The 14931-nt window shown below is 58.6% G+C and carries 16 protein-coding genes; 8 read left to right on the top strand and 8 right to left on the bottom strand.

Translation table 11 applies throughout. The features are described from left to right. Positions 1 to 35: 35 nt before the first annotated feature. Complete coding sequence (locus tag AN476_RS23565; RefSeq protein ID WP_371257349.1) at positions 36 to 620, bottom strand: DUF6477 family protein; 585 nt, start codon at positions 618 to 620, stop codon at positions 36 to 38. 2 nt (positions 621 to 622) lie between these two features. On the opposite strand from AN476_RS23565, the gene AN476_RS12605 reads away from it, so the two are divergent. Further along, complete coding sequence (locus AN476_RS12605) at positions 623 to 1693, top strand: DUF6456 domain-containing protein (protein WP_054461943.1); 1071 nt, start codon at positions 623 to 625, stop codon at positions 1691 to 1693. A gap of 109 nt (positions 1694 to 1802) precedes the next feature. Beyond that, positions 1803 to 2759, top strand: a complete 957-nt coding sequence (locus tag AN476_RS12610; RefSeq protein WP_054461944.1) for a hydrogen peroxide-inducible genes activator — start codon at positions 1803 to 1805, stop codon at positions 2757 to 2759. Between the two features lie 23 nt (positions 2760 to 2782). Here the strand turns inward: AN476_RS12610 and AN476_RS12615 are convergent, their stop codons facing one another. After that, a complete protein-coding gene (locus AN476_RS12615; RefSeq protein WP_054461945.1) occupies positions 2783 to 3331 on the bottom strand; it encodes a peroxiredoxin in 549 nt (182 codons plus the stop codon). A gap of 318 nt (positions 3332 to 3649) precedes the next feature. Here AN476_RS12615 and lipA point away from each other — a divergent pair, with 318 nt between their 5' ends. Further along, on the top strand, positions 3650 to 4603 hold the full coding sequence (gene lipA / locus AN476_RS12620) for a lipoyl synthase (protein ID WP_009808460.1): 954 nt from the start codon (positions 3650 to 3652) through the stop codon (positions 4601 to 4603). Positions 4604 to 4672: 69 nt separating this feature from the next. Here lipA and AN476_RS12625 read toward each other — a convergent pair whose 3' ends face one another. Continuing rightward, positions 4673 to 5053 carry a GFA family protein gene (locus tag AN476_RS12625; protein WP_054461946.1) on the bottom strand — a complete coding sequence of 127 codons (381 nt, stop codon included), beginning with the start codon at positions 5051 to 5053 and terminating at the stop codon, positions 4673 to 4675. A 48-nt stretch (positions 5054 to 5101) separates the two neighbouring features. Continuing rightward, a complete protein-coding gene (gene hpt, locus AN476_RS12630) occupies positions 5102 to 5647 on the bottom strand; it encodes a hypoxanthine phosphoribosyltransferase (protein WP_054461947.1) in 546 nt (181 codons plus the stop codon). 76 nt (positions 5648 to 5723) lie between these two features. Here hpt and AN476_RS12635 point away from each other — a divergent pair, with 76 nt between their 5' ends. Next, complete coding sequence (locus tag AN476_RS12635) at positions 5724 to 6170, top strand: type II toxin-antitoxin system RatA family toxin (protein WP_054461988.1); 447 nt, start codon at positions 5724 to 5726, stop codon at positions 6168 to 6170. A 28-nt stretch (positions 6171 to 6198) separates the two neighbouring features. Then, complete coding sequence (locus tag AN476_RS12640; protein WP_054461948.1) at positions 6199 to 7491, top strand: MmgE/PrpD family protein; 1293 nt, start codon at positions 6199 to 6201, stop codon at positions 7489 to 7491. A 145-nt stretch (positions 7492 to 7636) separates the two neighbouring features. On the opposite strand, the gene AN476_RS12645 is transcribed toward AN476_RS12640, so the two are convergent. The 4 genes from AN476_RS12645 to AN476_RS12660 all read right to left on the bottom strand — a co-directional run bounded on the left by AN476_RS12645 (position 7637) and on the right by AN476_RS12660 (position 11167). Continuing rightward, positions 7637 to 8818 carry an ammonium transporter gene (locus AN476_RS12645; RefSeq protein WP_054461949.1) on the bottom strand — a complete coding sequence of 394 codons (1182 nt, stop codon included), beginning with the start codon at positions 8816 to 8818 and terminating at the stop codon, positions 7637 to 7639. A gap of 134 nt (positions 8819 to 8952) precedes the next feature. Further along, positions 8953 to 9489, bottom strand: coding sequence for a CinA family protein (locus AN476_RS12650; protein WP_054461950.1), 537 nt, complete (start codon positions 9487 to 9489; stop codon positions 8953 to 8955). Further along, a complete protein-coding gene (locus tag AN476_RS12655) occupies positions 9486 to 9983 on the bottom strand; it encodes a phosphatidylglycerophosphatase A (RefSeq protein WP_054461951.1) in 498 nt (165 codons plus the stop codon). Before AN476_RS12655 ends, AN476_RS12650 begins: the two co-directional genes overlap by 4 nt. Next, the gene (locus AN476_RS12660) at positions 9980 to 11167 is read right to left on the bottom strand and encodes a bifunctional 2-C-methyl-D-erythritol 4-phosphate cytidylyltransferase/2-C-methyl-D-erythritol 2,4-cyclodiphosphate synthase (RefSeq protein ID WP_054461952.1); all 1188 of its coding nucleotides are present in this window, start codon (positions 11165 to 11167) and stop codon (positions 9980 to 9982) included. Before AN476_RS12660 ends, AN476_RS12655 begins: the two co-directional genes overlap by 4 nt. Positions 11168 to 11388: 221 nt before the next feature. Between AN476_RS12660 and dusB the strand changes: the two genes are divergently transcribed. The 3 genes from dusB to AN476_RS12675 are packed head-to-tail and all read left to right on the top strand — an operon-like array spanning position 11389 to position 14837. Further along, a complete protein-coding gene (gene dusB / locus AN476_RS12665; RefSeq protein WP_054461953.1) occupies positions 11389 to 12390 on the top strand; it encodes a tRNA dihydrouridine synthase DusB in 1002 nt (333 codons plus the stop codon). Then, the gene (locus AN476_RS12670; RefSeq protein ID WP_054461954.1) at positions 12387 to 13466 is read left to right on the top strand and encodes a nitrogen regulation protein NR(II); all 1080 of its coding nucleotides are present in this window, start codon (positions 12387 to 12389) and stop codon (positions 13464 to 13466) included. Before dusB ends, AN476_RS12670 begins: the two co-directional genes overlap by 4 nt. Before the next feature lie 3 nt (positions 13467 to 13469). Continuing rightward, the gene (locus tag AN476_RS12675) at positions 13470 to 14837 is read left to right on the top strand and encodes a sigma-54-dependent Fis family transcriptional regulator (RefSeq protein ID WP_054461955.1); all 1368 of its coding nucleotides are present in this window, start codon (positions 13470 to 13472) and stop codon (positions 14835 to 14837) included. Positions 14838 to 14931: the final 94 nt, after the last annotated feature.

Raw genomic sequence — 14931 nt, forward strand, 5'->3', positions numbered from 1 at the left:
ATAGGGTGAATGGATGCGGGCGGTGACAGTTATGGTCATCGCCCGTTTTCGTTTTGATCCGTTTCGGCCCCAGCGGCGATACTTCCTTGTGCCTGGGGGCGGGTGTTCGGTGGGGCCAACAAGGCCGCCTCGCCAACCAGGGCGACCAAGATTTCCACATGGCAGATGAGGCTATAGCTGGAATCTCTGCTTAGACGCTGCTGGTTTATCTCGGACTCAGAGTCCAAAAGCCACACGATGGCGGCTGCGGGTCTGGGGGGTTTTCCATAGTCCATAATCCGGCTTAGATCCCGGCTGCGGCTGTAGGTTGCGGCGCCAATACGTGCGGTTCTTACCAGAAGTCTGGGACGCCGAAGGCTTTTCAAACGGCTGAGGAGATCCTGCATTTGGCTGTTCCTTTTTTCTGCGTGTGAGATTGTCCTTAACACAACTATTACGGGTGTTGCCTGCAGGTACTTTTCGCCGTGCGGTCTATTGTTTGTTGATTGATCAATTTTTGGAAACAATGATGGATAACTCAAAGTTCTGTTCAAAATCAGACAGGTAAACTCTCCATCCCTGTGGGAAACCTTGGGGGCGGAATGTGGACGAATGCCTGGCTGACGACCGGAGATCTTCATCCATGCAGCGACACTCGGCACAGCCTTTCCCGGAATGGGTCCCACCTGAAGTTCAGCGATATCTGGAGCACACAGAAGGCGGCTACTCGATCCGCCAACTTGCAAGGGGTTTGAAATGCCATCCTTCGACGGTGCTGCGGCAAATACGTCGGGTGGAAAACCGCAGAGATGACCCATTGATCGACTGCGTGCTGTGCGATTTGGCGGCTGTTTGTTTTAATGGCCAAGGGACGTCAAAACACCAGGGTATTGCCGATGCAGCCCTGTTGAATGCGGCCGCATTAGAGATCCTAGCCCGGCTTTGTCAAAGTGGTGCGGTGCTGGCCGTCGCTGAGGGTATGGAAAAAGCCGTGGTGGTAAAGGAGGGCGAAACCGCCCTGGATAAGCTTGTCGTTGAACAGGAACTTGCGGGACATCTGGCCTTGCTGGGATGGATCAGCTGTACCCGTACAGGCCGGTTGCGCCGGTATCACATCACCCCCATGGGCCGTTCCGTTTGCAATCGTTTGATGGCGGAGCGCGAGAACAAGGCCCGGGCAAATCTGGAGCAAGGGTTCGGGGAAACCCAAAGCAAGTTTTGTCATGGCCGAGGTAAAAGAGCCAAAGAGCGCCGCACCCGCTATGGTCTTGGAGAAACCCCGCTGGATATGTTGGCGCGTCTTCAGGACAAAAGTGGTGAGCCGTTTTTGCCCCGGGAGCTGGTGGAGGCAGGAAAGCGCCTGCGCGAAGACTTTGAGCTCGCACAGGTTGGCGACCATTTGGCGCAAAGCCGCGCCTATTTTGCCGCTTCAGATCGCTGTGGTGCTATAGCTCCCCCAAAACAGAGCGCGGCCTCTGTGGCGGCAAAGCAGCGGGCGACCCAGGCGCTCGAGGTGCTGGGGTCGGGGCTCAACGATATAGCCCTACGCTGCTGTTGCCACCTGGAGGGGCTGGAAGCGGCGGAGCGTCAGCTTGGATGGTCGGCGCGCTCGGGTAAGATTGTTCTGCGCATTGCATTGGCGCAACTCAGGACATTCTACGACGAAATGGATGAAAGCCATGGAGGGGCGCGCAGCAACCAGATGATCGGTTAAAGTGCCGACTCTTGAACAAGCCCCTGCAAAAGGCGAGAGGTGCGCTTGGGTGCTGCGCATTCTCATAATTTAAGATTGAATTATCTTAGCGATTTGATAGGGGAATTTTATGAGTTTCACCCTTCGCCAACTTGGATATTTCAAAGCTCTGTGTGAGCACCGCAATTTTGGTCGCGCAGCCGAAGCCTGCCACGTGTCGCAGCCTGCGCTGTCGGTGCAGGTGAAAGCACTAGAAGATCTGATGGGAGGGATTCTGGTCGAGCGCCGGGCCAGGGATGTGGTTCTGACCCCGCTGGGGCGCGAGGTCTTGGCGCAGAGTGAAGCGATCCTCATGGCGGCCGCGCAGTTGGACCGGCTTGCACGGGATCAAAACAGTGGCCGCAAGAGCCTGTCTCTTGGGGTTATTCCCACCATCGCGCCCTATTTGCTGCCGGGCTTGCTGGCGGATCTGCGTGCCCATGATCTTCAGCTGAACATTCAGGTGCGGGAGGCCAGAACCGAGCGCCTGCTGGAGGCACTGCAAAGCGGCGCGCTGGATGCCGCCATCATGGCCCTGCCCAGCGGTGGATCCGGCCTGGTCGAGGCTGAACTGTTTGAGGATCATTTCTTGCTGGCAGGCTCTGCCAACCGACTGGCCCAGGTCAATGCTGGGCATCCCAGGGTAGAGCCTTCGGATTTGCAACCCGATCAATTGATGCTGCTAGAAGATGGGCACTGCCTGACCGATCAGGCATTGGAGGTCTGCGGCGTGGCGCGCTCGGCAGCGGGGATCAACATGGGGGCGGGGTCGCTGGCGACCCTGTCGCGGCTTGTAGCTGCCGGCTTTGGCCTGACCTTGATGCCGGAGCTTGCCCTTGCTGCCGAATGCACTGCTGCGCAGGGGCTCTGTGTGCAGCGCTTTAGCGCACCACAGCCTAAACGTCGGATCGGGCTGGTCCGCCGGGCCAGCACGGCCGAGGCAGATTGGTTTCAGGAATTGGCCCGGGTGGCGCGGCAAACGGGACTGGGTATTCTAGAGGTAGCCCAAAACGACTACGGGCCCGCCACTGGCGAGCCCGAGCCTTAAGAGAACTTGCAACACCGCGGGTTTTAGGCCGCTGCAGTTTCTTTTGCCGCCTGCAGATGCTTCATCACATTCTCTGGCGAGGAAACGCCATAGGGGTCTTCGCCGTGGTTGTCGCACAGGCCGGGCTCTTCGAACCAAGCTTCAACAACGCCATCGTTGACGATGGCGGCATAGCGCCAGGAGCGCGCGCCAAAGCCGAGGTTGTCCTTGGCCACCAGCATGCCCATTTTGCGGGTGAACTCGCCGGAGCCGTCAGGAATAACACCGACGTTTTCCAGGTTCTGCGATTCGGCCCATTTGTTCATCACAAAGCTGTCGTTCACGGACATGCAGTAGATGCCGTCGATGCCTTCGGCCTGGAAATCGGCAAAGCCTTTTTCAAAGCCAGGCAGCTGGTAGGTCGAGCAGGTAGGAGTGAAGGCGCCGGGCAGGGAGAACAGGACAACGCGCTTGCCTGCAAAGTAATCCGCAGTGGTTTTGTCTTCCCAGCGGAAGGGGTTTGTGCCACCCACAGCTTCGTCGCGTACGCGGGTTTTAAAGGTCACGTCGGGCAGTTTTACGCCAGCTTTCATCTTACAACTCCATGGATGATGAACCAGTTTGGCAGCCGTTTATAATAGTTCTAAATTGAGCGCAACCACCCTCGGACCCTGTTATGAAACTGTCGTAAAGGGATAGGGGAAAGAATTGAAAATACGCACATATTTTGAAATTTTGCGCCGAAAATTGGCGCAAATGGACCCCATCAAATCTGCAATGATTTCTGAACGAAATAGGAGTAAGACCGAGTGTTATGCGTCCCCTGCATTGCCGATATCTCAATGTCGCGGTGACGCCAAGGAATGAACGTGCTAAGTCACCTATGAACACAGGCCAGAAGCGGACCCACCATGCGTGATCTCAAAATTCCCGAGCAACGGCATCCCGAAAAGGCAAATCGCCCGGACAATGCCCAGCCAAAGAAACCCAGCTGGATTCGGGTGAAGGCCCCCGGCGGCAAGGGCTATGCGGAAACCCATAAGATCATGCGCGACAATGGGCTGGTCACTGTCTGCGAAGAAGCAGGCTGCCCCAACGTGGGGGAATGCTGGAGCCAGGGTCACGCCACCATGATGATCATGGGCGAGGTCTGCACGCGCGCCTGTACCTTCTGCAACATCGCTACCGGCAAACCGCCCGAGGATCTGGATGCCTTTGAGCCGGGCCGCGTTGCCCATGCCGTGCAGAAGCTGGGATTGAACCACGTTGTGATCACCTCAGTCGACCGCGATGATATTTCAGATGGCGGCGCCGAGCATTTTGCCCAGACCATCCGCGCGGTGCGCCACCGCAGCCCCAAGACCACCATTGAGATCCTGACGCCGGATTTCATCAAATGTGATATGGCGGTGATTGAGCAGATCATCGAGGCGCGCCCCGATGTGTTCAATCACAATCTGGAAACGGTGCCTGGTCTGTATCCCGAGGTGCGCCCCGGTGCGCGCTATTTCCACTCCCTGCGTCTGTTGCAACGGGTGAAAGAGCTGGATCCGTCGATGTTCACCAAATCCGGCATCATGGTTGGTCTGGGTGAGGATGAACAGGCCGTGCGCCAGGTGATGGACGACATGCGCGCTGCGGATATTGATTTCCTCACCATTGGCCAGTACCTGCAGCCGACGCCGAAACACCACGCTGTGGATCGCTTTGTGACCCCCGATGAGTTCAAATCTTATGAGAAGGCCGCCTATGGCAAGGGGTTCCATATGGTTTCAGCCACACCGCTCACACGTTCATCCTATCATGCGGGCGATGACTTTGCCCGCCTGCGTGACGCGCGCAATGCCAAGCTGGGCCTGGCCTAACCAATCTTGGGTCTGCGATGGGCCCCCTATTTCGTGGAGTATTCCTAAGATAGGGGGCCTTTTCGTTTTTTAATCTGCGTTGCCCCGGTCGCGTGGATATTGTCGCATATCCGCGAAGGATGGCAGCCAGGCTTCGCGGCGCAGGCACCAGAGCTCATAGCTGGGGATCAGCCGGTCTGGCTGATCCAAAATACCCAGGTGCAGCTCGATCTCGCCTGGGCTGCAGGAATAGACGGAGGACCCGCACCGAGGGCAGAAGTGACGGCCCTGATAGCTGTTGGTCTCCCCCTGCACGGTTACGACCTGCTCCTGAAAAACGGCAGAGGCATGAAACAGGGCACCATGGTGTTTGCGGCAATCCCGACAATGGCACAGGCCCACCCGGTCAGGCGCGCCCTGCGCCAAGAGCGTGACAGCGCCACAGAGGCAGCTTCCTGAATGATCCGTCATCCGGCTTTCTCCAGTTCGGGCGCGGGCAAGAGGTTTGACTGCGGGGCTTTAGGCCTCGTCGGTAAAACGGACCTTGCCGATATGGGGCAGGTTGCGATTGCGCTGTGCAAAATCGATGCCATAGCCCACAACAAATTCATCCGGGATTTCAAATCCGATCCAGTCGGAGCGGAAGTCCACCTCGCGCCGCGATGGTTTGTCCAACAAGGCGATGGATTTTAGCCGCGCCGGTTTGCGGCTCTCCAGCAGTTTGGTGACATGGTTCAGGGTGTGGCCGGTATCAACGATATCTTCCACAACCAGCACGTCTCGCCCTTCAATAGCGCCACGCAAGTCTTTGAGAATACGGACTTCTCGGCTGCTTTCCATGCCGTCACCATAAGAGGAGGCCTCGAGAAAATCGACCTCAATCGGCAGGTCCAGCTCGCGCACCAGGTCGGCAATAAAGACAAAGCTACCGCGCAACAGGCCAACAACAACCAGTTTATCCGTATCGCCAAATTCCTGTGCGATTTCATCGCAAAGCTCTTCGATACGTGCTGCAATGGTTTTGGCTGAAATCATCACATCGATGACATATGGACGCTGTGGCATGCCTGACCCCTTGAAATTCCCGCGCGTTCATAGGACATGACGCGGCACGATCATAGCAAGAAAATAGATGCCGCCCATGCCAGTTCACTCAGAAAACCGCTCAATGCCTTATTCCGCGCAGCAGATGTACGGGCTTGTGGCGGATGTGGCGCAATATCCCAAATTTCTGCCTTGGTGCGCCGCTGCCCGTATTCGCAGTCGCAGCCCGCAGGGCGCCGCTGAGGTGATGGAGGCGGATCTGGTAATCTCGTTCAAGGTGTTTCGCGAGCGTTTTGGCAGCCGGGTGACGCTTTATGCGGATGAGATGAAGATCGATACCGAATATCTGGACGGTCCCTTTCGCCACATGAAATCCAACTGGAGCTTTGCCCCGCGCGAGGACGGCACCTGTGACGTCAAATTCCATGTGGATTTTGAGTTCAAAAATGCGGTGTTGCAGGGCATCATCGGGGTTGTCTTTAACGAGGCGATGCAGCGTATTGTAAAAGCATTCGAGCGCCGCGCGGCTGAGCTTTATGGCTAGGCTGCCCTGAACACAGGAAGCCTGAACGATGAGCAGTACTTTCACGGGCCAGCTGGCCGCTTTTGCGACATCTGAGATCGAGCCCAGCAGCTTGGCCCGGCAAATGGCACGATTGTCGGCTCTGGATTGGCTGGCTTGTGGCATTGCCGGGGGCGAGGAACCTGTCGCTCAGATCCTGCGGCGGCAAGCGCTGTCAGAGGCCGGGGCGGCGCAGGCGAGCCTGTTTGGCGGAACGCGGGTGCCCGCGCGTATGGCGGCGCTGGCCAATGGTACGATCTCTCACGCGCTGGACTATGACGATACGCATTTTGCCCATATCGGCCATCCCTCGGTGGCAGTGTTTTCTGCGGCTTTTGCCCTTGGGGAGGCCGGTAACTTGGGGCTGGCAAAGGTCATAGAGGCGGCTTTGTTTGGCATGGAGCTCTCTATTCGGGTGGGGCTCTGGCTGGGGCGGTCGCATTACCAAACGGGGTTTCATCAAACGGCCACAGCCGGGGCCTTTGGGGCGACGGCTGCTGCGGGGCGCCTTCTGGGGCTGACATCGCTGCAGATGGAAAAGGCACTGGGGCTCTGCGCCACCCGCGCGGCGGGGTTGAAGGCGCAGTTTGGCACCATGGGCAAACCCTATAACGCAGGCCTTGCCGCCACCGCCGGGGTCGAAGTGGCCCAGCTGGTTGCAGCGGGATTCGAGGCAAACCCCGAGGCCCTAGAGGGGGCTCTGGGGTTTGGCGGCACCCATCACGGCGAGGGCAATAGGGATGCAGCCCTGCAGGATCTGGGGCGGGACTGGCTGTTCGAAGAGATCAGCCACAAGTTCCACGCCTGTTGTCACGGGCTGCATGCCGCGCTTGAAGCCGCCCGCGCGTTGGATTTGGCCGCGCCTGAGATCGCCAGTCTGACGGTGCGCACGCATCCGCGTTGGATGACCGTATGTAATCAGATGGCGCCAGAGACAGGTCTCGGGGCCAAATTCTCCTACCGGACGGTCTTGGCGCTGCAGGCGCTTGGCAAAGATACCGCACGGCTGGACAGCTATAGCGATGGGCTGTGCCTTGATCCTCGTCTTATTGCTTTGCGTGAATTGATCCATGTGCAGGCTGACGAAGCCCTGACTGAGACGCAGGCCCATGTGGCGCTGGTGCGCCGGGATGGCAAACGTCTGGAGGCCAGCCATGACCTGCAGGCTCCGGTGGCCTATGAGATCCGCGAGGCGCGGCTTATGGCCAAAGCGCAGGCTCTGTTGGGAGCGGACCGCTGTGCCGAGCTGTGGTCGGTTCTTCAGGGAGCTGGGTCTGCAGGGGATCTCGCCGCGCACCTGTGATCTCACTTGGGGCGGTGAGGACAAAAATACGGGCTTCCCGAAATGTAGGAAGCCCGTCGATGCGTCGTTCTGCATCTCTGCCTTTTGAGTGGTGGCATCTGGATGGAGCGCCCCCGTCACAAAAAGGGGGGGGGCGACACCTGAATTAGCTGGTCATATCGTAGGCACGTTCGCCATGGACAGAGATATCCAACCCGTTGGTTTCAGTTTCAGCATCAACGCGCAGGGATGTGAAGGCGCCGACGAGTTTGATCAGGGCGATGGTGACAACGGTGGTAAAGATCCCAACCAGTGCCAGGGCGCCCAGTTGCGCAAGCCAGCTGCCTTCGCCAAAGACGGCGATCATCACGGTGCCAAAGATGCCGCCAACGCCGTGTACGGCAAAGACATCCAGGGTGTCGTCGATTTTCAGCTTGTTGCGGACCAAGTTCACCAGCTCCTGACACAGAATGCCAGCGATACCGCCGATGATCAGTGCTTCAACGGGGCCAACAAAGCCGCTGGCCGGGGTGATCGAGGCGAGGCCTGCGATGGTGCCGGTGACCAGACCCACAACCGAGGCCTTGCCGTATTTGATCTTTTCCCACAGCGCCCAGGTCAGCGAAGCGGCGGCGGCTGACAGATGAGTGACGGTGATGGCCATGGCTGCACCGCCATCAGCGGCCAACTGCGAACCACCATTAAAGCCAAACCAGCCAACCCAGAGCATCGCGGCGCCAATGACGACATAGCCTGGGTTATGGGGGGGGGTGGTACGGTTTTTGCGTGGCCCAAGGAAGATCGCGATGATCAGCGCTGCCAGACCGGCGGTTTCATGCACCACGATGCCACCGGCAAAATCCTTAACGCCGATTTCGCCAAAGATGCCGCCATCTGCCATGATGCCGCCGCCCCAGATCCAATGCACAACTGGCGCATAGCACAGCAGCATCCACAGGCCAGAAAAGGTCAGCACAAAGGCAAAGCCAACGCGTTCAACATAGGCGCCGACAATCAGCGCCGGGGTAATGATGGCAAAGGTCATCTGGAAGGCAAAGAACAGAACCTCGGGCAGGGTGCCGCTGAGACTATCTGCGGTGACCCCATTGAGGAACATCTTGTCGAGACCGCCCCAATAGCCGCTTTCACCGGGACCAAAGGCAATGGTGTAGCCAAAAGCGAGCCAGAGAATGCTCATCAAACAGGCAATTGCGTAGCATTGCATAAAGACGCTGAGCACATTTCGTGCACGCACCAAGCCGCCGTAAAACAGGGCAAGCCCTGGCAACGTCATAAACAGCACCAGGGCCGTTGCTACAATGATCCAAGCTGTATCAGCTCCATTCATGGGGTCGTCCTTCCATCCCGCTTGCGTGGTTGGAAGGTCACAGACCCGATCTGGAGTGAGGAAAAAAGCGTCACGAGGCGCAAAAGCGCCAAAAACATGGGCTTTTGCGAAATTGATGAAAAAAGAGGCGATCCTTAGGGGGCTTTGCCTAATCCGCGCTCAATTTGAGAAAGGGCCGTGTGAAGCAGCAAAAGCGCATGGATCAGGCTGGCGGCACGGACATTTTCGCGCCCCAACGCACCGAACTCCAGGGTTTCCACTAGGCAGTCCTGCCCCTCTCGGGCCAGGCCAAAACAGACGCGGCCTTCGGGTTTGTGGTCAGAGCCTCCGGGCCCTGCAATGCCGGTGATCGATACCGCCAGGTCAACCCCTGCCTGGTGCAACGCACCTTCGCACATCTCGCGGGCCACTTCTTCGCTGACCGCGCCAAAGGCGGCTAAGGTTGCTTCGCTGACGCCCAGCATCTCCTGTTTGGCGCGGTTGGAATAGGTGACAAACCCACGGTCCAGCACGGCGGAGGAGCCGGGGATATCCGTCAGCGCGGCGGCGACCATGCCACCGGTGCAGCTTTCTGCGGTTGCGATGCTGAGCCCCAGCCGGGTGGCTTGGGCAATGAGTGCAGCAACATCCGGGTGGGCGTCACTGGTGTTCTGAGGGGAGGATTCGTTCATAGGCCCAAAACTCCGTGACTGAACCCGGCAAGGGCAATAACGCCAAGGGCCGCCAGGAACCCGGCAATGACATCATCCATCATCACCCCGACAGGGCCTTCTTTGCGATCGGCCCAACCCACAGGGCCTGGTTTCCAGATATCAAAGAGGCGAAACAGCACAAAGGCCGCAATCCAGCCGGGCCAGAGCGCGGTGATCTCGATCCCCTTGGACCAGGCCGGATAGGAAATCGCCCAGATCGCCAGCCATTGGCCCGCAACCTCATCTACTACAATCTCTGAGGGGTCGTGATTGGCCTTGCCTCTGGTCATCTCAGCGGTGGCCCAGATGCCAAGAACAGTGCAGATCACGGTGGCAATGGCCAGCAGGGGAAAGCCCCCGAGCTGGTGCAACCCGTAAGCAAGGGGCAGGGCTGCCAGCGAGCCCCAGGTGCCGGGGGCGGGGCGCAGATAGCCAGTGCCGCCGACGGTCGCAATCATCGCAGCCAGGGTCATGGTTTCACCAGGGCAGCGGTGGCCAATGAGGCAATACCTTCGCTGCGACCGGTAAAGCCCAGCCGCTCTGATGTTGTTGCCTTGATCGAAACTCGCGTGGCGTCAATTTGCAGAATGCGGGCCATTTCTGCCTGCATGGCGGCAGCGTGGGGGCCAATTTTGGGATATTCACAGACTAGAGTGCAATCCACATTGGAGATCTGAAACCCCATCTCACGCGCCAGATCAGCGGCATGGGCCAGGAAGATCTCGCTGGCAGCCCCCTTCCATTGCGGGTCCGACGGCGGGAAATGCTGACCGATATCCCCCCGCGCCAGGGCGCCATAGATCGCATCTGTCACCGCATGCATGCCAACATCGGCATCCGAATGGCCCTGAAGACTGCGATCATGGGGGATTTCCACACCACAGAGGATGACGCTGTCTCCGGGTCCAAAGCGATGCACATCATAGCCATTGCCCAGTCTGATATCGGGTCTGATATCCATATTGTCTTCCGTTTCTAAAATTCTGGCGGCGCGGGCAAAATCCTCGGGCCGGGTGATTTTGATATTGTCCGGGTCTCCGGCGATGATTGCAACCTCCAGCCCGGCATCGCGCGCCACCTCGACATCGTCCGCGGCTCCGCCGGGGTGGCTGGCATGGGCCTGCAGGATTGCCCCTAGCTGAAAGCCCTGTGGTGTTTGCGCGCCAAAAAGCCCGTTTCGGTCTCGCGTCCCCGTGACCTGTCCTTCGGCTCCAGTCCAGAGTGCATCTGTCACCGCCAAGGCCGGGGCGGCGGCTGGCCCATGGTCTAGTGCGGCAATAACGGCAGCGATCAGCCCCTGACTGGTACAGGGGCGGGCGGCATCATGGATAAGAACCTTGGTGATCTCTTCCTCGCCGGGCCTAGCTGTGCACGACTGATTGTGCTGTTGCAGGGCCTTCAGCCCGTTTTGAACCGAAATCGCCCGTTCTGCGCCGCCTGAGGTCAGTAAGAGATCAGATTCGCCGGTAAAACTGTCCCAGGCGCTGGGGTCCTCTGGCGAGAGTACCAGAACAATGGTCTCGATCCCGGCATCCCGAAAGGCCTTTAACGTCCAGTCTATAACGCGTTTGCCTTTTAGGGGGCGCCATTGTTTGGGCAGGCCACCGCCCGCGCGGGTGCCGCGTCCAGCCGCAACGATCAAAGCAGCAGTCCTCATAAAGCAGCAGTCCTCATAAAGCCCTCTCAATTCTGGCGTTTTGGCGCCAAGCCTAGCCTAGGCAGTTGTTTAAGATCTGCCAGTTCAAGAGGCAATCACCCCGGGTAAGCTGCTTAAAATTTAGGCAGTGACCTGCGGATCTGCCCTTGCAGGGGGCGGATTCATTGTCCAATACCGAGGGCTTCGGTTACAAACCAGTCATTCGCACAAGGATTAAGCAGTTGTCCTTCACCCTCGGAACCACCTCTTTGACCCCTCCTATCGCTCTGGCCCCCATGGCCGGAATCACCGATCGACCGTTTCGGGATCTGGTGCGCTCCTTTGGCGTTGGGCTGATGGTCAGCGAAATGGTCGCCAGCCAGGAAATGGTGCAGTCCAAGCCAGGGGTGCGCGAACGCGCCGAGCTGAGCGCAGATGTTGAGAATACCTCGGTGCAGATTGCCGGGCGCGAAGCCAGCTGGATGGCAGAGGCCGCTCGCCAAGTGGCGGACCGGGGTGCCAGGGTGATCGACATCAACATGGGCTGTCCGGCGAAGAAAGTCACCAATGGCTATTCGGGATCGGCCCTGCTGAAAACGCCGGATCATGCCCTGTCGCTGATCGAGGCGGTGGTCGAGGCGGTGGATATTCCGGTGACATTGAAAACCCGTCTTGGCTGGGATGACGATTGCTTGAATGCCGCTTCGGTGGCGGCGCGCGCTGAAGCCGCAGGAATTCAAATGGTCACCATTCACGGCCGCACCCGTTGCCAGTTCTACAAGGGGCAGGCCGATTGGGCCGCAATCCGTGCGGTGAAGGAGGCAGTGGATCTGCCCGTATTGGCCAATGGCGACATTGTCGACAGCCAGACCGCTTCGCAGGCGCTGGCGCTGTCTGGCGCCGATGGGGTGATGATCGGTCGTGGTATTCAAGGCCGACCCTGGCTGCTGGCCCAGGTGGCCAGTGATCTGTGGGGGAGCGCGGCGCCAGTTGTCCCTCAAGGGGGAGAGCTAATTGAAATGGTTTCAACACATTATGATGCAATGCTGAGATTCTACGGGGTAGATCTAGGGCTGCGGGTCGCCCGCAAGCATCTGGGGTGGTACATGGATGAGGCCGGAACTCCGGCGGCTCTCCGACGGGAGGTTTTGACCCAAAAAACTCCAGCCGAGGTTCTGCGCCTGTTGCCCCTGGCTTTGACCACATCTGATCGAGCCGCTTCTGACTTGGAGGGAGCTGCATGATTTCGGACACCGCACTCTGGGCCTCGCTTCCAATTCCGGCCTTTTTAATCGGCCCGGACAACCGAATTCTGGACGCTAATTCCGCTGCTGAGGGTTTTTTGAACACCTCGCGCCGGGGGCTGCTGAACCAGCCCGTCTGGGAGCAGATCGCCATGGATGCCCCCATTGAAGCCTCCTTTGAGCGGGCGCGCAGTCAGGGTACACCGCTTTTTGTGAACGATATTGATGTCGGATCGCGCGGTCGCGCGCCTCTGCAATGTGGGGTGCAGATCGCTCCTGTTCAGGGGCAAGAGGGACAGATGCTTCTGATGCTCTCTCCGCGTGAATTGGCGGCGCGGATGACCCAGAACCATTCGGCCAAATCTGCGGCGCAATCAGCCATCGGCATGGCTGAAATGCTGGCCCATGAGATTAAGAATCCCCTGGCGGGCATCACCGGTGCAGCGCAGCTGCTGAGCATGAACCTGTCCGGGGAAGACCTTGAACTCACGGATCTTATCGTCAGTGAAAGCCGGCGCATTGTGAAGCTATTGGATCAGGTTGAGCAATTTGGAAACCTGAGCGAGCCGCAGTTCAAGGCGGTGAACCTGCATGATGTGCTGGATCGGGCCCGGCGTTCGGCCCTCTTGGGGTTTGGCGCGCATATGACCATCACCGAGGATTATGACCCCTCTTTGCCGCTGGCCTGGGGGGATGCTGATCAGCTTTTGCAGGTGGTGTTGAACCTGCTCAAGAACGCCTCCGAGGCCGCAAGCCCGTCAGGTGGCACCATCCGCATTCGCAGCTATTATGAACATTCCTTTCGCATGCGCCGCAGCGATGGGACAGGGAAATTGCTGCCCCTACAGATTGAAATCATCGATGATGGGCCGGGTCTGCCGGAAGCGATCCGGGAAGATGTTTTTGACCCCTTTGTTTCGGGCCGCGAAAACGGCACCGGCCTGGGGCTCGCCTTGGTGAGCAAGATTATCGCTGAACACAATGGCTGGATATCAGTGGACTCGGTGCCGGGACGCACCGTGTTCCGGCTGTCGCTGTCCAGAATTCCCAAAGAAGCAGAACCGCAGGAGATTTAACCCATGGACGGCACCGTTCTTGTTGCAGATGACGACCGCACTATTCGCACCGTGTTGACGCAGGCACTGACACGGGCGGGGTGCCGGGTACATGCGACCTCTTCTTTGACGACCCTGATGCGCTGGGTCTCCGAAGGGAAGGGCGATGTGGTGATTTCTGATGTGGTAATGCCGGATGGCAATGGATTGGAAATGCTGCCTAAAATCGCGGAGGACCGGCCGGGGTTGCCGGTTATCGTGATCTCGGCGCAAAATACCATCATGACGGCGATCAAAGCCGCCGAGGCCGAGGCCTATGACTACCTGCCCAAGCCTTTTGACCTGCCGGAACTGATGAAGCGCACCGCCAAGGCGCTGACTGAAACTCACCGCTCTCCGAACCCTTCTGCCGCGGCGGAACAGGAGCGGCCCGAGGATCTGCCTCTGGTCGGGCGGACCGAGGTCATGCAATCGCTGTATCGGCTGATTGCGCGGGTGATGAATACGGATATGCCGCTGATGATCACGGGCGAGAGCGGTACTGGGAAATCGTTGATTGCCCGCGCGGTGCATGATTTCTCCGATCGTCGAACTCTGCCTTTTGTAACCGCTTCGGAAAGGGATCTGATGGCCCTGGAAGGGCCGAGCAAGCTGTTGTCTGAAGTAAAGGGCGGCACATTGTTGATTGATGAGCTGGTGGATCTGCCGGATGAGGCCCAGGCGCGACTGGTCCGGATGATGGATGCGCCGGGTGCCCATGCGCCTCGGATCATGGCAACCAGCCAAAAGGACCCCGCGGCGGCAATGGAAGAGGGTGCGCTGCGCCAGGACCTTTACTATCGGATTTCCGGCACTGAACTGCGGGTGCCCAGCCTGCGCGAAAGGGTCGAGGATATCGCACTTTTGTCAGAACATTTTCTGGTTAAGGCGGAAAACGATGGCGCGCCGCATCGCCGATTCAGCGCGGAATCCATTGAAATAATGCGCCATTGTGCCTGGCCGGGGAATGTGCGCCAACTGGAAAACCTGGTGCGGCGTCTGGCCCTGACGGCACGCAGCGAGGAGATTTCTCGTTCAGAAGTCGCTGCGGCCCTGGGGCCGCAGACTGAGGTCGGCCCGGTTATTGGCGGGACTGTGAACGAAAAGCTGGCGGATTCGGTTGCCCGCCATTTGCAACGCTATTTTGATCTGCATGGCGATATCCTGCCTCCGCCTGGGCTCTATGCGCGAATCCTGCGCGAAGTCGAGGCGCCCTTGATCGAGATTGCACTGACGGCAACCGGTGGAAACCAGGCAAAATGTGCTGATCTTTTGGGGATCAACCGAAATACGCTGCGAAAGAAAATCACCGATCTGGATATAGAGGTGACACGCCGCCGCAAACTGATGTAATATCGTCACACGACTGTGGTAGTCTCCGATTAATGCTGGTAGCAACCACGAGATATGGCGGTTGGCCGGGGTGGCCACACATCAGAATGAGGGT

Origin of the sequence: Phaeobacter sp. 11ANDIMAR09, from assembly GCF_001294455.1 — a bacterium.
Lineage (GTDB): Bacteria > Pseudomonadota > Alphaproteobacteria > Rhodobacterales > Rhodobacteraceae > Pseudophaeobacter.